The following is a 19,585-nucleotide window of genomic DNA, read 5'->3' as shown; positions in this document are numbered from 1 at the left end:
CACCGCCGGCCGTAGGGTGACGCCATGACCGGTCATCGGATCCTGGTCGTCGACGACGAGGTTCGCGTGCTGACCTCGCTGCGGCGCGGGCTGGAACTGTCCGACTTCGAGGTCGTCACGGCGGGTGACGGGGCGCAGGCACTGACCATGGTGCGCAATACCGCGCCCGACGCGATGGTGCTCGACGTCAATATGCCCGTACTCGACGGTGTCGGGGTGGTCACCGCACTGCGCGCGATGGGCAACGACATCCCGATCTGTGTGCTGAGCGCGCGCACCGCGGTCAGCGATCGGATCGCCTGCCTGGAGCGCGGCGCGGACGACTACCTCACCAAACCCTTCGATCTCGGCGAGCTCGTCGCCCGGCTGCGCGCCCTGCTGCGCCGCCGGGCGGCCGCGCCGGAACGCCCAGCCGAACTGCGGCAGGTCGGCGAGGTGCAGATCGACCTGGCCGGGCACCGGGTACTGGCCTGCGGCGCGCCGGTCGAGCTGACCAAACGGGAATTCGAGGTGCTGGCACTGCTCGCCGAGAACACGGGCATCGTGCTCAGCCGCGAGCAAATCCTTTCCGCCGTATGGGGTTACGACTTTGCCACCGATACCAATGTGGTCGACGTCTTCGTCTCCTACCTGCGGCGCAAACTGGAGGCGCCGGGCGCGGCCCGGGTGGTGCATACGGTGCGCGGCGTCGGATTCGTCCTGCGGGAGCAGCCATGACCGGAGTACTGGCCGAACGTCCGTCGAGTCCGGATCGGCAGCATCTCGGAAAGACGGCCCGGCCGCCGCACCGGCGGGAACATCGCTCGCCATCGCTGCGGACCCGGGTCGCGCTGGTGTCCGGGGCCGTCGCCGCGCTGGTGGCGCTGACATTGGGCATCACCTATACCGCGCTGCTCGGTGCGGCGGGGTCGCGTCAGCTCGACGACACCCTTTCCTCGCTCGGAATCATCGTCGCGGGACCTCGGCAAGGTGTTCCGGCGCAACCTCTTTCGCCGGATGTCGCCGGACCGCTGGCCAAGACCGGGACGCCGTTCGCCACCGCGCAACCGAATCCGGGTTCGCCGCATGTGGGTAATGCGCCGACGCAACCGGACCAGACACCGTCGCAGCCCGGTAACGCACCGGCGCCACCGAATCCCGCGACGCCACAGCCGAATCCTGGATCGCCGAACGCGGGTAGCCCGCCGTCTCCATCGCAGACGAAACCCGCTGAACCGCAAGTGAATCAGGCGCCTGAACCGCGAGACGAGCGGCAGGTCACCGTTCCCCGCGACGAGACGCTGGCCAAGGTGGACGGGCTGCCCGGCGTCACGGTAGCGCTCAACCCCGACCGCGACCGGGTCGATGCGGCGGTGCGGGACAGCCAATTGATCGGTGTCGCAATAGGAGTCGCGGGCGTCGCACTGGCGGCGCTGCTCGGCTGGCTGCTCGCGGGCTACGCGGCCCAACCGCTGCGCAGGCTCGCCACCGCCACCCACGGCATCGACACCCTCGACGAGCTGCCGCCACTGTCCGGCCGCGGCGCCCGCGAGGCGGAGGAACTCTCCGACGCCATCACCAGGATGCTGGCCCGCCTGGAGTCCGCGCACACCGCGACAACTCGCGCACTGGCCGGCGCCCGGGATTTCGCCGCGGTCTGCGCACATGAGCTGCGCACCCCGCTCACGGCGCTGCGCACCGATCTACAAGTGTTGGCCACCAAGGACATTCCCGCCGAACAGCGCCACACCATCATGTCCGACGTCCTGCTGGCCGAACAGCAGATCGAGACCACACTCACCGATCTCGAGCGCCTGGCCGTCGGCGAACTCACCGAATCCGACGCCTTCGAACCCTTCGAACTGTGCGAAACCCTGGACCGCGCAGTGCAGGACGCCCAGCGTCGGCATCCGGATACGCATATCGAACTCACCACCTGCACCCCGGTAACCGTCACCGGGCTGCCCGGCGGAATCATGCTCATCGTCAACAACGCCGTGGCCAACGCCGTTCAGCACGGTAAGGCCCGAAACATCAGCGTCACAGCCGATTCCACCGGCGACACGGTCGAGCTGCTGATCGACGACGACGGCACCGGCATCCCGGAACCCTTGCGCCACAAAGCCTTCGACCGTTTCGTCAAGAGCCCCAGCTCCCCCGGCTCCGGCCTCGGCCTCGCCCTCATCCGCCAACAAGCCGAACTCCACTCGGGCACAGCCGAACTCACCGAAAGCCCGTCAGGCGGCACCCGCCTGCGGGTGCGTCTCACCGCGGAACCGCCGGGGTGAGGTCGGCCCTGGTGTGGCGCTGAGCCGAGCTGCCACGCTGCCGTCCGAGGCCGAAGATCTGCGCCGCCGGATCGACGTCCAGCCCGGCCGCGCCGGGTTCAGATTCGCTCCAAATCCTCGAAGGCGACGTTGATCTTCATCCCGAGCGGCAGCTCCGTCGCCAACACCTCACGGTGCGGTACGACCAGCTGATAGTTGCGAGCGCTCCAGTCCAGCCGATACTCCTCGATCGAATGGATCCGGTCACCGTCCATGACGACGATCAAATAGACCGGAATCCCTTGCGCCGCATACTCCGCCCGCTTGTCGTTGAAGTCGACCTCGACATCGGAGGAGGTGATCTCGATGGCGACGATGACGTCATCGGACCACAGCCGAGCACCGGCCTCGAGGCAACGCAGGACGCTGATGTCGGGACGGCGGAAGGTGAATCGCTTGCCGTCCCGGGTCGAATGCGGATTCTTGCTCCGGAATCGCATATCCGTGTCTTGGAGAACATCGATGCACGGATCCGCGACACCCGTAGGCCTGGCCGCCAGCAGCGCCATCGTCAGGTTTCGCGACACGCGCTGATGCCCCGGCGTCGGCGATTCGCAGAATACGACCCGACCGTCGACCACCTCGATCGTCCGGCAGACCTCGGCGGGCAACGCGTCGTACTCGGCCTCGGTCAGCAGAAGACTGGACGGGTCCGTCGCCCATGCGGGCAGCGACATGATCGAACTCCTTCGCGATCAGCGGTGCTGTCGAACCTACTTCTTATCCTTCGGCTTATCCGACTGCGCGTCGGAGGACAGCGCGGCGACGAAGGCCTCCTGCGGGACGTCCACCCGGCCGATGGTCTTCATCCGCTTCTTGCCCTCCTTCTGCTTTTCCAGCAGTTTGCGTTTGCGGCTGATGTCACCGCCGTAGCACTTGGCCAGCACATCCTTGCGGATGGCCCGAATGTTTTCGCGGGCAATGATTTTCGAGCCGATGGCGGCCTGGATGGGCACCTCGAACTGCTGGCGCGGGATGAGCTCGCGCAGTTTGGTGGTCATCTTGTGGCCGTAGGCCTGGGCGGCGTCCTTGTGCACGATCGCGCTGAACGCGTCCACCGCCTCACCCTGCAACAGGATGTCCACCTTCACCAGCTGCGATTCCTGCTCGCCCGCCTCCTCGTAGTCGAGCGAGGCATAGCCGCGGGTGCGTGATTTCAGCGAGTCGAAGAAGTCGAAGATGATCTCGGCCATCGGCATGGTGTAGCGCAGCTCCACCCGGGTGTCGGACAGGTAGTCCATGCCGCCGAGTTCACCGCGGCGCGACTGGCACAGCTCCATGATCGAGCCGATGAATTCGCTCGGCGAGATGACTGTGCATTTGACGATCGGCTCGAATACGCTGCGCGTCTTGCCTTCCGGCCAGTACGACGGGTTGGTGACGATATGTTCGGTGCCGTCCTCCATCTCCACCCGGTACACCACGTTGGGCGCGGTGGAGATGAGGTCGAGATCGAATTCGCGCTGCAGCCGCTCGCGGGTGATCTCCATATGTAGCAGTCCGAGGAAGCCGCAGCGGAAGCCGAAGCCGAGCGCCACCGACGTTTCCGGGGTGTAGCTGAGGGCGGCGTCGTTGAGCTGCAACTTCTCCAGCGCGTCGCGCAGGTCCGGGTAGTCGGAGCCGTCCACCGGGTACAGGCCCGAGTAGACCATGGGCCGCGGTTCGCGGTAGCCGGTGAGCGGTTCGGTGGCGCCGCCGCGCGCGTGCGTCACGGTGTCGCCGACCTTCGACTGGCGCACATCCTTCACGCCGGTGATCAGATAACCCACCTCGCCGACGCCGAGACCGCTCGTCGGCTTGGGTTCCGGTGAGACGATGCCGATTTCCAGCAGTTCGTGGGTGGCGCCGGTGGACATCATCTTGATCTTCTCGCGCGGGGTGAGCTTGCCGTCCACCACGCGGACGTAGGTGACGACACCGCGGTAGGTGTCGTACACCGAGTCGAAAATCATTGCGCGCGCGGGCGCGTCGGCATCGCCGACGGGCGGCGGCACCTGCCGGATCACCTCGTTCAGCAGTTCCGGGACGCCGACGCCGGTCTTACCGGAGACGCGCAGCACCTCCGACGGATCGCAGCCGACGATGTGCGCGAGCTCGGCGGCGTAGCGGTCCGGGTCGGCGGCGGGCAGATCGATCTTGTTCAGCACCGGGATGATCGTCAGATCCTTGTCCAGCGCCAGGTACAGGTTGGCCAGCGTCTGCGCCTCGATCCCCTGCGCCGCGTCGACCAGCAGGACCGCGCCCTCGCAGGCCTCCAGCGCACGCGACACCTCATAGGTGAAGTCGACGTGGCCGGGCGTGTCGATGAGGTGCATGACGTAGTCGGTGCCGTCGACCTGCCACGGCAGCCGCACGTTCTGCGCCTTGATGGTGATGCCGCGTTCGCGTTCGATATCCATCCGGTCCAGGTACTGGGCGCGCATAGCCCGCTCCTCGACCACACCGGTGAGCTGCAACATCCGATCGGCCAGCGTCGATTTGCCGTGGTCGATATGCGCGATGATGCAAAAGTTCCGGATCCGGGACGGATCGGTGAACGTCGTGTCGGCGAAGCTGGGGGCCACGGGACTCCTGGTTGATGTCGGAAACTGCGCACCATATCGTCCCATGGCCCGCGACCCCGCCCGGCCTCAGGTATTGCGCCACGCCCGCCGACAAGCGGATTCACACCGCGGCCGGGCTCGGCAACCGGCCATCGATCACACCGGGCCATAGGCTTCAATTGGGTGGAATCGGCGTTCTGAGCGTCACCGTGACGTCGGTTACACCTGCTTCGCCGAGCGACCATGACGCCCCGGCCGGCACTGGTGCGGCCGGCTGGAGAACCACGCATCGCGGTTGGGCCCGAAGGACCCTCGAGACAAGCCATATCGCGGACCGACCGCCGAAATCACGGCCCACGAATCGCCGATTGACCGGGGAGTTCAGCAAATTCGCAGCGGCCGGATCCGAAATCCGGCTCGGGTGAAGGTTTCTCGGCGCGCGGTTATTCTCCGAAGATGGCCCGAAGTTGGAACTCACTCGGCAAACAGCTAGGTCTCCTTGCGAAGGAGCAGGGGCCTCGACTCGTTCGCCAGCAGGGACCGCGACTGGTCGACAAGCTGGTCGGGACGCTGGCCCAGCGCCGCCCTTCGGGGGTGGCGGTGCGTCCCGCGGCCTCGACGCCGGTGCCGACCGGGGAGCGGGCCCGCCAGATCGTGTACGCACCGCACCTGGACGGTCGGGCCGATCCCGGCGAGATCGTCTGGACCTGGGTGCCGTTCGAGGAGGATCCGCACAACGGCAAGGACCGCCCGGTGCTGGTGGTGGGGCGCGAGCGCCGCACGCTGCTCGGGCTCATGCTGTCATCGAATCCGGAACGCGCATACGATCGCAATTGGATCGGAATCGGCAGGGGCAGTTGGGATCCCGACGGCAGGCCGAGCTGGGTCCGGCTGGACCGGGTGCTCGACGTGCCGGAGGCGGGCATCCGCCGGGAGGGCGCCATCCTGGCGCGCAAGACATTCGACCTGGTGGCCCACCGGCTCTGCGCCGAATACGCTTGGCACTGAAGATAATCGGAGATTTCATGAATCGGGTGCTCGGGCCGACCAAGGTGGCCATGCTGATCACCGATATCGGCTTCCTGCTGTACTGGGCCGCCGCCTTCGCCCGGCTGATCCCACCGGATCTGGCCTACAAGGATTACACCAACCCGATTCTCAGCGACTGGAATTTCTCGTTCGTCGCACTCGATCTGGCCGCCAGCGCAACGGGTTTGGCGAGCCTGTGCCGGGTGTCCGGATCGCGGACGCTGATGACGGTTTCGCTGACGTTGACGAGCACTGCCGGACTGCAGGCGATCGCGTTCTGGGCGCTGCGCGGCGATTTCAGCGTGCTGTGGTGGGTGCCCAACCTCTTCCTGCTGCTGTTCCCGCTGCCCGCCCTGGTGACGTTGACTTGCACGCCAACGCCACCAGGCCGCACCGCCGACTGAAATCGCCCCGCGCACAACGCCGTTCAGGACACCAGCGGCCGCGATCGGCCGAACAGCATTCCGTAGACGAGCGCGCCGAGCGCCCCGCCGATCAACGGGAACACCACGAACGCCCACACCTGCCCCATGGCCCCGTCCTGATAGGGCGCGACGCCGAGACTGCGGGCCGGATTCACCGAGGTGTTGTCCACCGGAATGGAAACCAGGTGGATCACGGCCAGGGTGACGCCGATCGACAACCCGGCAAGTGGCACGTCCGACAGCTGATCGGTCGAGGCCAGCACCACGAACACCAGCAGCGCGGTGAGCATCACCTCGACGATGATCATCGCCGCCATCCCGTAACCGTCCGCGACCACCACCTGGCCCAGTGGGCCGGTCTCCGCCGACGGGCTGTGCCTGCCCCAGCCGTTCGCGCCGAGACCGTTCACCGCGCGATCGTAGGACGGCAGGTTCTTCGCCAGCGCGAACAGCACGATTCCGGCCAGGAACGCGCCGATCAGCTGCGCGATCACATAGCCGGCCGCGGTGAGCCCGGAAATCCGGCCGAGCAGCAACTGACCGACGGTTACAGCCGGATTCACATGACAGCCCGAAATCGGCCCGATCGCGTAGACGAGGAACATCAGCGTCAGCCCGAAGGCCAGCGCGGTACCGAGCGCGCCGACCCGCTGGCCGGCCAGCACCGCGGTGCCGACGCCGCCGATGACCAGTACGAAGGTGCCCAACGCCTCGGCCGCCCACTTCTTGGATTCCGGAGTCGGCACGTTCTCGGTTACGTCCTCGACCACTTCCTGAGCCGTTGGAGACATCGATCCACCTTCCGACGCGGTTGCTGAACGCAGAACTGCCTGACGAGATGGGGTATCGCAGTCCGGACGCTACGCGAGGCGGGTGATCTCCACAACGACCTCGAGGTCTGTCGAGCCGCCGCCCGAGAAAATGCCCTTCAGCGGCGGCACATCGGCGTAATCCCGCCCGACGCCGACCGAGACGTGCTGTTCGTTGACGGCGATATTGTTGGTCGGGTCGTAGCCCCACCAGAGTCCGGTCCACGCCTCGATCCAGGCATGCGACTGGCCCGCCTCCGTCGCGCCGATCTCGGCCACCGGATTCGGGTGCAGATATCCGGAGACGTAGCGACTGGGAATCCCCATGCCGCGCAACAGGACCAGGGTCAGATGCGCGTAATCCTGGCACACCCCTTCGCGTTCCGCGTACGCCTGCACCGCCGAGGTGTGCACGGAGGTGGTGCCCGGGATGTAGTCCATGGTGTCGTGCACCCATTGCGCCGCCGCCACAACGGCTTGCGCCGGTGACAGGTCGCGGGCGAGCCGTTCGGCGACGGCGGCGAGCTTGCGATCGTGCGGGACATACGTTGTGGGCGCGAGCATTTCGTCGAAGCGGTCAGCGATCTGACTGCTGTGCAAGGCCGCCCAGTCCAGTTCCTCGCCGGGGCCGCCGAACGGTTCGGTCTCCACCACCGATGAGCCGGTGACCTCCAATTCGGTATGCGGCGCATGCAGATCGAACGCGGTGACGGCGGTGCCCCAGTAGTCGGTGTAGCGGTAGGAGCGGGTGGACGGAACGGTTTCCACCCGGTTCAGGATGACGTTCTGCCTGCTGTCGGCGCGCGGGGTGAGCCGGGCCTCGTTGAACGAGCGGGTGACCGGTGCGTCGTACACGTATCCGGTGGTGTGCACCACCCTGATTCGCCAACTCACAGCTCCCCCTCCACCACCGCGTCCCGACCGCGGCCGCCGCGCAGGTCGGTCCACGCCACCCAGGGCGCGGCATGGAAGTATTGCAGCGCGATGGCCTCGCCGACCTCGCGGCAGGTGGTCTGCAGCGCGTCGAGGCGGTTCTGCAGATCCTCCAACAGCGCTCCGGGCGGCAGGAATTCGAGTTCGCTGCGGGCCCGGCCGAGCAGCCGCTGCGCCTCGTGCCTGGCGCCGACTCGGCTGTTCGGACGCTGATCCAATTCGGCGAGGCAGGTCTCGGCGACCTGCAGCGAATGAAATACCGAACGCGGGAAAAGCCGGTCCAGCAACATGAATTCGACGACGAGCGTGGCATCGAGCAGGCCGCGATGGGTGCGCAGATAGGTGTCGTGCGCACCTGCCGACCGCAACACCGTCACCCAGGCGGGCGACGACGCGCGGTCGCCCGCGCGCGAAAGCAGCAGGCGCACCGTCATATCCACGCGTTCGATGGAGCGGCCGAGCAGCAGGAAGCGGTAGCCGTCGTCGCGGCTGAGCGTGGAATCCGACAGCCCGGCGAACATGGCCGCCCGATCCTTGATGTAGTGGAAGAATTCGTGCGGACCCAGCGCCCTGGCCGCCCGTTCCGCGGCGGGCAGTCCGTTGTAGGTGGCGTTGAGGCATTCCCACATCTCGCTGGAGGCCACTTCCCTTGCACCCCTGGCATTTTCGCGGGCCTTGGCGATCGAGTCGATAATCGAGCCGCCATGTTCGTCGCTGAACGCGACCAGATCGGTCACCGACCAGACATCCAGGTCGCCCTCCGGCGGTTCGATGCCGAGCACCCGCAGCAGCACCCGGGAGGTGCGATCGGGGTCGACGGTGGCATCCTCCAGCAGTTGATGCACCGCGACATCGAGGATGCGGGCGGTATCGTCGGCGCGTTCGACGTAACGCCCGATCCAGTAGAGGGATTCCGCGTTGCGAGCCAGCATCACGGTCCCATTCCCATTGGGCGGCAGGATATTCCGGACGACTGCTGTTGTTGCTGCTGTTGCTGATTCGCTTGGGCGGCGGTCAATTCCCGTCCCAGTTCCCGCGCTCGGGCGGGCGGCGGATCGGTGACCAGCTCGCCGCCCGCCAGTTCTCGATCGGCGGGCGAGGCCCGGCCCGCCAGCACCCAGGTGTCCTTACTGCCGCCGCCCTGACTGGAATTCACCACCAGCGAGCCGTCGGGCAAGGCCACCCTCGTCAGCCCGCCGGGCAGCACCCACACGTCCTCGCCGTCGTTCACCGCGAACGGTCGCAGATCCACGTGCCGGGGCACCAATTCGTTGCCGACCTTGGTCGGCACCGTGGACAGCTGCACCACCGGCTGAGCGATCCAGCCGCGCGGATCGGCCCGGACCTTGCGCCGAATCGCTTCCAGCTCACGGGAATTCGCATCCGGCCCGATGACGATGCCGTAACCGCCGGACCCCTCGACCGGTTTGATCACCAATTCGGCGATGCGGTCGAGCACCTCGGCCCGCTCGGCGTCGTGCCAGCAGCGGAGGGTTTCGACATTGGGCAGCACCGGCTTCTCGTTCAGGTAGTACTCGATGATCGCGGGCACGTAGGTGTAGATCAGCTTGTCATCGCCGACACCGTTGCCGACCGCGCTGGAGATCACCACATTGCCCGCGCGCGCCGCGTTGAGGATGCCCGCGACGCCGAGCACCGAATCCGGCCGGAAATGCATGGGATCCAGGAATGCGTCATCGATGCGGCGATAGATCACGTCCACCTGCCGCTCCCCCGCCGTCGTCCGCATGTAGACGACGTTGTCGCGGCAGAACAGGTCGCGCCCCTCCACCAGCTCGACGCCCATCTGCCTGGCCAGCAGCGAATGCTCGAAATACGCCGAGTTGTAGACCCCTGGCGTGAGCACGACCACCGTCGGGTCCGCCTCGTTCGGCGCGGCCGACGCGCGCAACGCCCGCAGCAGATGACTCGGATAGTCGCCGACCGCGCGCACCCGGTGCGAGGCGAACAGGTCCGGGAAGACCCTGGCCATGGTGCGGCGGTTCTCCATCACGTACGAGACGCCGGACGGCGAGCGCAGATTGTCCTCCAGCACCCGGAAATCGCCCCTCTCGTCGCGGATCAGATCGATACCCGCGACGTGGATGCGCACCCCGTTCGGCGGCACCAGGCCCGCCGCCGCACGGTGGAAGTGCTCGCACGAGGTGACCAGCCGCTTCGGAATCACCTCGTCGCGCAGGATGTTCTGCTCGCCGTACACATCGGCGAGGAACAACTCCAGCGCCACCATCCGCTGCTTGATCCCGCGTTCCAGCTTGTTCCACTCCGCCGCCGCGATCACCCGCGGCACCAGGTCCAGCGGGAACGGCCGCTCCTTACCGGACAGCGAGAAGGTGATGCCCTGATCGATGAACGCCCGGTCCAGCGCGTCGGCCCGGCGGGCCAGATCCGCGACATCGATCGGCGCGAGCGCGGCATAGATGCCCTTGTACGGCTGACGCACCCGGCCCGCCGCGTCGAACATCTCGTCGAAGGCGTCGGCGAAACGACCGGGGTGATAGCCGTCGAACAGGCCCGTCGGCCCGGCCCGGCCGTTGCCAGCGATTTGCCCATTGCCGCGCCCCGGCGCGGGCGCGGCACCTCGCGCCGAACGCGGAGTCGCGGCGGATGTCATGCAGAAATCGTGCTACACGCAGCGGCGATGCCGGGCAGGTCACAGATAAATTTCTGGCATCACTCGGGCGGCGCCGCACCCGCTCCGGTGACCCGCGCGACCACCGATTTCTGGTTCTACGCTGCGGCTGGTAACCTCGACCTTCGGCATTGCGTTACCCATATTCATGGTGCGACGCACGCTCACGAACTTTTCGTCAGTACCAGACCACTCAGTGACAGGAATCAGAGGATACAGGCGTGGCCAACATCAAGTCCCAGATGAAGCGGATCCGCACGAACGAGGCGGCGCGCAAGCGCAACCAGTCGGTCAAGTCCGAGCTGCGCACCCAGATCCGCAAGGTCCGGGAGGCCATCTCGGCGGGCGATAAGGGCAAGGCCACCGACCTGCTGCAGTTCGCCAGCCGGAAGTTGGACAAGGCCGCCTCGAAGGGCGTCATCCACGCCAACCAGGCCGCCAACAAGAAGTCGGCGCTCTCGCAGGCCGTCAACAAGATCTGATTTTCGGCATAGAGCCGATCGACTGACGCAGCCGCCGTGGCCTCGATGACCATGGCGGCTTTTGTCATGTACACATAATCTCGCCGCCCGAACGAATCGGTGCGACATGCCGATATCCGGCACCCGCTCCCGATTGGATGCCGAAGGTTTGCCGTCCGCCTAGGGTCAGCGTGAGTTCCCTACTCGGCCCACCGGCAAGACCCTGATTCCCCCGGCACGACCCGCCGACGAACTCCCCCCGGTCAGCGGCCTGTTTTCGGATCACGGCGGGCCTTGTCACCCGAGCCAGCTACGATGCCGCGCATGGTAACCGTGTACGCCAATCAGACTGTGGTGCGAGCCGAGGATCTCCCGGACATCATCCGGGCGGCCGAAGTGTTGGGCTTCGGCCTGAAGATCGAAAACGTCATGGTCCCGGACGATGACGGCGGGTACTCGCTGGAGTGGGTCGTCACCCGAGACGAGGAGGTGCCCCTCTACGAGGACTGGGAGGGCCGCTACGACGAGTCCGACGAGGGCGAGGACGCGGAACTGACAGCCGTGCTGTTGGGCGAATAATTCCGGCCCACTACCGCGCGGCGGATGCGGCGAGGCGGTCCAGTGCCGCCTGTGAGTCCGGATCCGCCGCGCGGTAGATGACCAAACGCTGATCCGGGTCCTGCGCCGAGATCAGCACCTCGAAATTCACCGCCAGCGCGCCGACATCGGGATGCCGCAGCGGTTTGCAGCCCCGGCCGCGCACCATCACGTCGTGCTGCGCCCACGCGGTCGCGAATTCGTCGCTGCGGGCCTGCAGCTCCGTGATCATGTCGCCGAGCACCCGATCGTCGGGATGCGCCGCCCACGCGGCGCGCAGGTCGGCGATGCCCTCGCGGATGGTCTGGTCCCGGTTTGCGTAGAAGTCACGCAGTGCGGGATGCATTACGCACAGCCACATAGTGTTGCGATGCGCCGTCGGCAGGGTGGCGAAATCCACCACCATCAACCGCGTCATCTCCGGATTCCACTCGAGGATGTCGTAGCGGTGGTTGACCAGCATCGCGGGCAGTGGACGCAGATCCTCGATCAGCCGGGCGAGCGCGGGCGCGGCGACACTGCTCGGCTTGCCGCCCCCGGGCTGGCGCTGCTGGGCCAGATCGAACAGGTAGGCGCGTTCGGCGTTGTCCAGGCGCAAAGCGTCGGCCAGCGCCTCCAGCACCTCCGGTGAGGGGCGCAGCCCGCGGCCCTGCTCCAGCCGGACGATGTAGTCGATGCTGACCCCGGCCAGCTCGGCGACCTCCTCGCGGCGCAGACCGGGGGTGCGCCGGACCTGCTTACGCTCAGGCAGCCCGACCGCGGCCGGCGCGAGGCGCTCGCGCCGGTCCCGCAGGAAGGCCGCCAGTTCCTGTATCGGATTCGTGGCGCTCCCGGGCGCTATCTGGTTACGCAAGCCACCGCCCTGTCGCATTCGCCGTTGCAGTCATCACCATTGATATTACGGCTGCCTGGTACTGGCCTTCCCAGGAAGAACCTTCCCTTATCCGCCGGTTTCACCCGTCGCAGACTCATTGTCGAACAACGAGATTCACGAGATCGACAGGAGTTCGACATGACCGGAGCGCTCACCCTCGACACCTACCGGCTGCTCGGCCGCTCGGGTCTGCGGGTGTCGCCGCTGTCGCTCGGCACCATGACCTTCGGCACCGATTGGGGCTGGGGCGCCGAGCAGGACGAGTCCCGCAAGATCTTCGACACCTATGTCGAGCGGGGCGGCAACTTCATCGACACGGCGAGCATGTACACCAACGGCTCGTCCGAGCGGCTGCTCGGCGAGTTCACCAAGGACAATCGCGAAAGCCTGGTGCTGGCAACGAAATACACCATGCTGCGGCGGCCGGGCGACCCCAACTCCGGCGGCAACCACCGCAAGAGCATGGTCGCCTCGGTGGAGGCCAGCCTGCGCAATCTGAACACCGATTACATCGACCTGCTCTACCTGCACGCCTGGGACTTCCTGACCCCGGTCGAGGAGATCCTGCGCGGGCTCGACGACCTGGTGCGCCAGGGCAAGGTGCTCTACCTCGGCATCTCCGACGCGCCGGCCTGGCAGATCGCGCGCATGCAGACCATCGCGGACCTGCGCGGCTGGTCGCCGCTGATCGCGCTGCAGATCGAGTACAGCCTGATCGAACGGACCGTCGAGCGCGATCTGATCCCGATGGCCCAGGAACTGGGGCTGGGTGTGATCCCGTGGTCGCCGCTGGCCAGCGGTGTGCTCACCGGCAAGTACACCCGCGCCGACCTCGAACATCAGGCCGACGCGTCGCCGAGCGGTACCAGGAAGAACGTCGCCGCGGCCAACGGGGCATTGAGCGAACGCGGACTCGACATTGCGGATACCGTGAAAGACGTTGCGGCACAATTGGGTAAGACACCCGCACAGGTGGCGCTCGCCTGGGCGCTGCGGCGGCCGGGAGTGACCGCGCCGATCATCGGGGCGCGCACCGCGGCACAACTGGATGACAACCTCGGTGCGCTCGAGGTGACCTTCGATGCCGAACAGCTCGCTCGGCTGGAGCAGGCCAGCGCCATCGAACTCGGCTTCCCGCACGATTTTCTGGCACGCCCGATGACGCAGAACGTGACGTTCGGCGACCTGAAGGTGGCGGGCCGGATCGCCTGATTCGGCGTGGCGCAGCTCCGCATTCCTTCGGGACGAAAATTTCGCCCGCACAGCATATTTCGCTGTGCGGGCGAATCATATTGTGGGAGAGATCAGTTCACGCAGGGTATGGAGTCGCCACCGATGACGGTATCGACCGGTTGCCCGACATCCGGTGCGGGAGTTTCCGATACGGTCGGGGTCGTTGTGGTCGGTGCCGCAGGCGCGGGGTCCTGATCGCCGAACGCGGCCCGCACCTCGCGCCGGATGGCGTCCTGGTCGACGATATTGACATCCTGCCCGTTGATCACGTCGTAGCTCAGCACCGGCAGGGTGCGGAATTCGACGGTCGGGTTGTCGGCCGAGCCGACGGTGCGCAGAAAATCGGTGGCATTCCAGCCGTCGGACAGCACGACATTGCGATGCGCGACCTCCATCAGCGCCGAAAGCTTGCGCATATCGGTGAAGGTGCCCGCACTCTTCAGATCCTTGGCCACCGAGGTGAGAAAGGCCTGCTGGCGATGGGTGCGGTCCAGGTCACCGTTTTCCAGGCCGTGCCGCTGCCGGACGAAGGCCAGCGCCTGCGCCGGATCCAGGCGCTGGCGTCCGGCCGGGAAATCGGCGCCGGAATATTCGAGATCGCGCACTGGATGGTTCAGGCAGACCTCGACGCCGCCGAGCGCCTTGGCCAGATCGTAGAAACCACCGAGGGTGACCTCGGCGAAGCGGTCGATCGGCACCCCGGTCAGGTCGCGCACCGCCTGCACGATGGAGGCGCGCCCGGCCTCCCGGCCCGCATGCTCCAGCGTGGCCTGATCGGTGATGCCCTGGCTCATCAGCTGATCCTCGACCGCGGCCTTCTTCAGCCCGTACGCCTCCTTGATCTTGGCGTGGGTGTAGCCTGGTATGCCCTGCACCGGGACGTAGTCGTCGCGCGGAATCGACACGGCGACAATCCTTTTCATATCGGCGGGGATATGCACCAGGATCAGCGTGTTCGCGTTGTAGCCACCCTCGTCGCCGTCGCCGGCATGCAACTGGGACAGGATCTCCGGCGGCAGATTGTTGCCGTTCTGATCCTTCCTGGTGTCCAGGCCCACCAGCAGGACGTTCAGATCACCACCGAGGGAGCGCGGCGCGTCGGCCGCCACCGCGCCGGACCGGGTGAAGCCGCTGTCGAAGCTGCCCGCCGTCGCCCAGCCCACCGCGGTCGCGGCCAGTACCGCGGCGGACAGCCCGGCCGTGCACACCTTGGCCGTCGCGCGACCGATCCGCCGCCGCACCGCGCGCCGATGCGCGCCGCGGATCCGGCGGTGCCGGGCGCGCGCTCGCTCGCCGGGGCTGGACTTCAGTGGAGTTTGCTCATTCATAACCAGTTTCCAGTTTGCCTGGATCAACTGGTCATTTCGGGGGTCGAGTGACCGATATCTCCTGGTCAGCCCGCCGCGTGTAAATCGAGAATCTTGGTGAGCGCGTATTCCAGGGCATAACTCGAATCCGCCGCGCCGCCCTTCACATCGGCGTTGAGCGTCGCGACCACCTGCAGCGCCGAGCCGATGGTGGCCGGGGTCCAGCCGCGCGCCTGCTGCTGCGCCTTCTTCACCTTCCACGGCGGCATACCCAGCTCGGAAGCCAATTTGAACGGGTCGCCCCGGCCCGCCGAGCCGACCTTCGCGATGGTGTGCACCGAATCGGCCAGCGCGTCGGCGAGCAGCACATGCGGGACGCCGCGATCGTTGGCCCAGCGCAGTGCCTCCATCGCGGCCGGGCGATCACCCGCCACCGCCAGCTCGGCCACATCGAAGCCGGAAACCTCGGCCTTACCCGAGTAGTAGCGATGCACGGCCGCCACGTCGAGCTTGCCGCCGGTATCCGCGGCCAACTGCGAACACGCGGCGGCCAGCTCACGCAGATCCGAACCGACCGCCTCCAGCACCACCTGGACGACATCGCCGGACGCCTTGATGCCCGCCGCGCGGAATTCGCCGCGCACGAACTCGACCCGCTCGGCCGCCTTGGTGAGCTTCGCGCAGTTGTGCACCGCGGCACCCGCCTTCTGCAGCGCGGGAGCCAGCGCCTTGGCCCGGCCGCCGCCGGAATGCAGCACCACGAGCACCACGCCGGGCGGCGGATCCGCCGCTGCCGCGGTGATCACCGCGACGGCCTCCTTACCGGCCTCGGCCGCGGAATCCAGCACGATCACCCGGTCCTCGGCGAACAGGGACGGGCTCAACAACTCCGCCAACTCCGCGGTGCTCGCATCGCCCGCCCGCAGACGATCCACCGGCACCGCGTCCGGATCCGGCGCACCCGCCCGCACCTGGCCGGTGATCTCCGCGATCGCCCGCTCGATCAGCAGTTCTTCTTCCCCGAGCACCAGGTGCAGGGGTGCAATGGAATCCGCCACGGGAAACGATCCTACGGGTGCGGGCCGACAGAACTCGGTGGCGCTCACAGTGTTCCCCGTTGGGCGACCCACTCGTGTCGGAATTCGGGAGCGACCGCGCCGATGTGCTCGAAGTCGTTGTCGTAGTGCACGACCGTGGTGTCGTATTGCACGGCGATCGCGGCGATGTAGATATCGGCGGAGCCCGCGGCTCGTTTGCGGCCTTGCTGCCAGAGCCGTCGCTGAATGCCGGTGGCTATTCGGTGCGTTCGAACGTTGGCGTGCAGCAACGGATATCGCGCCATTACGGTGTGGAGCCTTTCCCACTCCGCAGGACTCTGCGCGGTGAACAGGATCTCCAGCAATTGGATCGTCGTCGTGACCAGCATCGAGCCAGGACCGGCATATCGCTTCCGGATTGCCGTGTAATCGAGCTGCCCTGACTGCACCCGAGACCACGCACTGCAATCGAGCAGGTACCGACCCGGCTTCCTGGTCGGCGGAGATTCCTGGCAGAGAACTAGCGGCGCGCCATCGCACGAAATTCCGGATCCGCCAGCAAAGCCAGACCTGTATGCGCCGAAATGATATCGAACGCCCTTTGCTGTTCCTCCTGCAGTGTGGCTAGGTCCATAACTTCCAGCTCGCCCTCCCCCGGTCCTTCCAGCACATAGAGCTGACGCTCCTGCTCCAGTGCCTGCTGGACCAGGGCCAGCATCATGTCCTGTGTCGTGGTGTAGCCCAACTCCTTCATCGCGAATTCCAAAAATCCGGCCGGAGCCGACACCGTGGTGATACTCATGTCCGTCATGATCACGCTCCTCGTTGATAGCCAACTCCTCTCATAAAAGACTAAGTCGATTGCGGCCATCAGTCGCCGGAATTTCGCTGGCGCGCAACGGTGCGCAGGGTCGGGCCGGATCCGAGGATCAGCACGTCACCCTGGTGGTCCGTCCGAACGACGGTCGCGCCGAGGGCCGAGAGATGGGCGAGGATGGCCGGATTCGGGTGGCCGAAGGTGTTGTCCGCGCCGACGCTCACCACCGCCAGTCGCGGATGGACAGCGTCCAGGAATTCCGTTGCGGTGGTTCGTGATCCGTGATGCGGGACCTTGAGGATGTCGGCCTGTACCGGTGCACCGGAGTTAACCAGCGCGCGTTGGGCTTCGACCTCGATATCTCCGGTGAACAGGATTCGACCCGCAGGAGTTTTGGCAGCGAAGACAATCGAGCGGTCGTTGGCGTTGTCGACGGAAGATTGTGCGGCACCGCTCGATATCGGGGCCAGAATCGTCAATTCGACCGGGCCGAAATTCAATTCCGCACCGGACTGTAATTCCAGGAGTGGAATGTCTGCCGCCCGTGCGGCGGCGACCACCTCGGCGATATCGGCGACCGGCTCACGCTCGAAGCTGGTTTTCGACGAATGATGCTGTGCCGCAGTACCATTCGCCGGAGGTGAGTGAGAGGCCGCCACCTCTCCCTCGGCCACCGCAATCGCCGCGACCGTACGGCCGCGCAGTGCTCCCGCGAGGCCGCCGATATGGTCGGCGTGCGGATGCGACAACAGCAACAGCGGAATTGTGGTGATACGCAACCGATCCAGGCAGGAGCGAATGAGTCGCGGCTGCGGACCGACATCGACGACGATCGCCGCGCCACCGCCGAGCGAGAGTGCGAGCCCGTCGCCCTGACCGACATCACAGGCGGCCAGCACCCAGCCCGGCGGCGGCCAGCCCGGATGCCAGACCCGGACCGGAACCAGCACGGCCGCAAGGCAAATCGCGATAACGGCGGCCAGCCTGCGCACCCGCCGCGACCGCAGCGCCAGCACGGCGACAACGAGCAGTAGGCATGCCAGGATGCCGCCGCTGGTTCCGCCGGGTATCGCCAGCTCCGCGCCCGGCACGGCGGCCAAGCGCTCGGCGACCGAGAGCAGCCACCACAGCAGTGGGCGCGCACACAACAGCACCGCTTCGGCGAGCGGCGGCCAGACGACCGAGAGCACGGCCGCGAGCACGCCGAGCACGGTGATCGGACCGATCACCGGCTCCACCAGGATGTTCGCCAGAATCGATACCGTGCTCAGCTTGCCGGACAGCGCGATGAGCAGCGGAGTGGTGACCACGAACGCGGCGACGGCCACCGCAACCGATTCGGCGGGCCCGCGCCACCAGCCGCGTGCCCGCAACCAGTCGGACCAGCTCGGTGCCAGCAGAATCAGGCCCGCGGTGGCCAACGCCGACAGCGCGAATCCGGCTCGCATCGCCAATTCCGGTGCCAACGCGAGCAATCCGATGATCGCGGCACACAGGGCGGGCAGCGCCTGCTTACGTCGGCCGGTCACCATGGCGAGCAGGGTCACCGCACCCATCCCGGCGGCCCGCAGCACGCTCGGATCGGGCCTGGCGATCACCACGAACAGCAGCAGCGTCAGCGTGGCGACGGCCGCCTGCGCGCGCGGTCCCAGCGTCAACATCCGGACCACGCACAGCACGGCCGAGAGCAGAATCGAGAAATTGGCTCCGCTCACCACGTAAATGTGTTCCAGCCCCGCGATTTCGAAATCCTCGGTGACATGTTCGGGCAGCCGAGAGGTATCGCCGACGACCACGGCGGGCAGCAGTCCGGCCGCATCCGGGTCGAGCGCGCCCGCGGCGGCGGCCGACAGTTCGGCGCGCACGTAACCGGCGACCCGCTGCCACCACGGCGGTGCGCCGGCCGGTTCCGGCGGACCCTGCGCCCGCAGGGTGGCCACCGTGAGATCGTGTCTGCGCGGCGGCTCGGCGCGGGCCCGGAAGGTCACCGGCCGCCCCGGCAGCAGGGCGGCCCACTCCTCGCCCGATGCCAGGATCACCACCGCGCCGCCCACCGTGGTGGATTGCGCGCCGCTACGGTACTCGCGCAGCGTGGCTCGCACCACCCAGCGCTGTTCGCCGAAAGCGTTGGACCGCACCGCCTTCGGGTCCGCGCTCGGTGTGACGACCACCTGCATCGACCGCCCGGCGACGGCCCGCAGCGGATGGGTCGCCACCCGGTACTCCCGCCATGCGGCGGCCACCGCGAATCCGGCGCCGAGCAGCACCGCCGCCAGCGCGACCAATGCGACCGCCCGCAACCGCTCACTGCGATGCGCCATCGCCCACAGCAGCAGCACCCACAACCCGATGGCCGCCACCATCAACCCCGCAGCGAGCAGCAGTCCGGCAACCCACCCCGCCGCCAACGCCACAATCGTTGCGGCCCAACAGCACACCGCCGCGGGCACCAGCCGCGCATCCAGTGCGGCCAACTCCCCCGCATGCTCATCCGCCGCCCGCGGATCAACATCCCCGGCCCCATCGATTCCGCTCATCCGCGCGCCTCGCCGGCACGTTTC

Annotated in this window: 19 protein-coding genes; 7 read left to right on the top strand and 12 right to left on the bottom strand. The window is 67.0% G+C overall.

Annotation, left to right across the window (positions count from 1 at the left end; translation table 11 throughout):
* Positions 1–24 precede the first annotated feature (24 nt).
* Both LGY53_RS13810 and LGY53_RS13805 read left to right on the top strand, forming a co-directional pair.
* Complete coding sequence (locus tag LGY53_RS13810) at positions 25–717, top strand: response regulator transcription factor (protein WP_225727067.1); 693 nt, start codon at positions 25–27, stop codon at positions 715–717.
* Positions 714–2,267: a HAMP domain-containing sensor histidine kinase gene (locus LGY53_RS13805; protein ID WP_225727066.1), complete on the top strand. Its 1,554-nt coding sequence runs from the start codon at positions 714–716 to the stop codon at positions 2,265–2,267. Before LGY53_RS13810 ends, LGY53_RS13805 begins: the two co-directional genes overlap by 4 nt.
* A 98-nt stretch (positions 2,268–2,365) precedes the next feature.
* Here LGY53_RS13805 and LGY53_RS13800 read toward each other — a convergent pair whose 3' ends face one another.
* Positions 2,366–2,983 carry a Uma2 family endonuclease gene (locus tag LGY53_RS13800; RefSeq protein WP_225727065.1) on the bottom strand — a complete coding sequence of 206 codons (618 nt, stop codon included), beginning with the start codon at positions 2,981–2,983 and terminating at the stop codon, positions 2,366–2,368.
* A 36-nt stretch (positions 2,984–3,019) separates the two neighbouring features.
* A complete protein-coding gene (gene lepA / locus LGY53_RS13795; RefSeq protein ID WP_167473275.1) occupies positions 3,020–4,915 on the bottom strand; it encodes a translation elongation factor 4 in 1,896 nt (631 codons plus the stop codon).
* Between the two features lie 390 nt (positions 4,916–5,305).
* Between lepA and LGY53_RS13790 the strand changes: the two genes are divergently transcribed.
* Together LGY53_RS13790 and LGY53_RS13785 are read left to right on the top strand one after the other, a co-directional pair.
* Positions 5,306–5,857 (top strand): type II toxin-antitoxin system PemK/MazF family toxin, encoded by a 552-nt coding sequence (locus LGY53_RS13790; RefSeq protein WP_167473274.1) that lies wholly within the window; start codon positions 5,306–5,308, stop codon positions 5,855–5,857.
* 17 nt (positions 5,858–5,874) lie between these two features.
* Positions 5,875–6,282, top strand: coding sequence for a DUF5360 family protein (locus LGY53_RS13785; protein WP_225727064.1), 408 nt, complete (start codon positions 5,875–5,877; stop codon positions 6,280–6,282).
* A 23-nt stretch (positions 6,283–6,305) separates the two neighbouring features.
* Here LGY53_RS13785 and LGY53_RS13780 read toward each other — a convergent pair whose 3' ends face one another.
* The 4 genes from LGY53_RS13780 to LGY53_RS13765 form a co-directional block, all read right to left on the bottom strand.
* On the bottom strand, positions 6,306–7,094 hold the full coding sequence (locus LGY53_RS13780; RefSeq protein WP_225727063.1) for an aquaporin: 789 nt from the start codon (positions 7,092–7,094) through the stop codon (positions 6,306–6,308).
* Between the two features lie 69 nt (positions 7,095–7,163).
* Positions 7,164–8,006, bottom strand: a complete 843-nt coding sequence (locus tag LGY53_RS13775; protein ID WP_225727062.1) for a transglutaminase family protein — start codon at positions 8,004–8,006, stop codon at positions 7,164–7,166.
* Entirely contained in the window at positions 8,003–8,977 is a 975-nt protein-coding gene (locus tag LGY53_RS13770) for an alpha-E domain-containing protein (protein ID WP_225727222.1), read from the bottom strand. Before LGY53_RS13770 ends, LGY53_RS13775 begins: the two co-directional genes overlap by 4 nt.
* A complete protein-coding gene (locus tag LGY53_RS13765) occupies positions 8,977–10,680 on the bottom strand; it encodes a circularly permuted type 2 ATP-grasp protein (RefSeq protein WP_374111175.1) in 1,704 nt (567 codons plus the stop codon). Before LGY53_RS13765 ends, LGY53_RS13770 begins: the two co-directional genes overlap by 1 nt.
* Positions 10,681–10,919: 239 nt before the next feature.
* On the opposite strand from LGY53_RS13765, the gene rpsT reads away from it, so the two are divergent.
* Positions 10,920–11,180 (top strand): 30S ribosomal protein S20, encoded by a 261-nt coding sequence (gene rpsT, locus LGY53_RS13760; RefSeq protein ID WP_167473270.1) that lies wholly within the window; start codon positions 10,920–10,922, stop codon positions 11,178–11,180.
* 303 nt (positions 11,181–11,483) lie between these two features.
* Positions 11,484–11,738: a hypothetical protein gene (locus LGY53_RS13755; protein WP_167473269.1), complete on the top strand. Its 255-nt coding sequence runs from the start codon at positions 11,484–11,486 to the stop codon at positions 11,736–11,738.
* 10 nt (positions 11,739–11,748) lie between these two features.
* Here the strand turns inward: LGY53_RS13755 and LGY53_RS13750 are convergent, their stop codons facing one another.
* Complete coding sequence (locus LGY53_RS13750; RefSeq protein WP_225727061.1) at positions 11,749–12,609, bottom strand: helix-turn-helix transcriptional regulator; 861 nt, start codon at positions 12,607–12,609, stop codon at positions 11,749–11,751.
* Positions 12,610–12,768: 159 nt separating this feature from the next.
* Between LGY53_RS13750 and LGY53_RS13745 the strand changes: the two genes are divergently transcribed.
* On the top strand, positions 12,769–13,842 hold the full coding sequence (locus LGY53_RS13745) for an aldo/keto reductase (RefSeq protein WP_225727060.1): 1,074 nt from the start codon (positions 12,769–12,771) through the stop codon (positions 13,840–13,842).
* Between the two features lie 92 nt (positions 13,843–13,934).
* Here the strand turns inward: LGY53_RS13745 and LGY53_RS13740 are convergent, their stop codons facing one another.
* The 5 genes from LGY53_RS13740 to LGY53_RS13720 all read right to left on the bottom strand — a co-directional run bounded on the left by LGY53_RS13740 (position 13,935) and on the right by LGY53_RS13720 (position 19,561).
* Entirely contained in the window at positions 13,935–15,191 is a 1,257-nt protein-coding gene (locus LGY53_RS13740) for an LCP family protein (RefSeq protein WP_374111174.1), read from the bottom strand.
* A gap of 65 nt (positions 15,192–15,256) precedes the next feature.
* Positions 15,257–16,228, bottom strand: coding sequence for a DNA polymerase III subunit delta (gene holA, locus LGY53_RS13735; RefSeq protein ID WP_225727059.1), 972 nt, complete (start codon positions 16,226–16,228; stop codon positions 15,257–15,259).
* A 44-nt stretch (positions 16,229–16,272) separates the two neighbouring features.
* Positions 16,273–16,683: a PIN domain-containing protein gene (locus LGY53_RS13730; protein ID WP_225727220.1), complete on the bottom strand. Its 411-nt coding sequence runs from the start codon at positions 16,681–16,683 to the stop codon at positions 16,273–16,275.
* Between the two features lie 44 nt (positions 16,684–16,727).
* Positions 16,728–17,018 carry a hypothetical protein gene (locus tag LGY53_RS13725; RefSeq protein WP_225727227.1) on the bottom strand — a complete coding sequence of 97 codons (291 nt, stop codon included), beginning with the start codon at positions 17,016–17,018 and terminating at the stop codon, positions 16,728–16,730.
* 59 nt (positions 17,019–17,077) lie between these two features.
* A complete protein-coding gene (locus tag LGY53_RS13720; protein ID WP_225727058.1) occupies positions 17,078–19,561 on the bottom strand; it encodes a ComEC/Rec2 family competence protein in 2,484 nt (827 codons plus the stop codon).
* Positions 19,562–19,585: the final 24 nt, after the last annotated feature.

It is taken from the genome of Nocardia sp. JCM 34519.1 (assembly GCF_020361265.1).
Classification (GTDB): Bacteria; Actinomycetota; Actinomycetes; order Mycobacteriales; family Mycobacteriaceae; genus Nocardia; species Nocardia arthritidis_A.
Note: the sequence above shows the minus strand (reverse complement) of the source record. Positions and strands in the feature narration are given on the sequence as shown.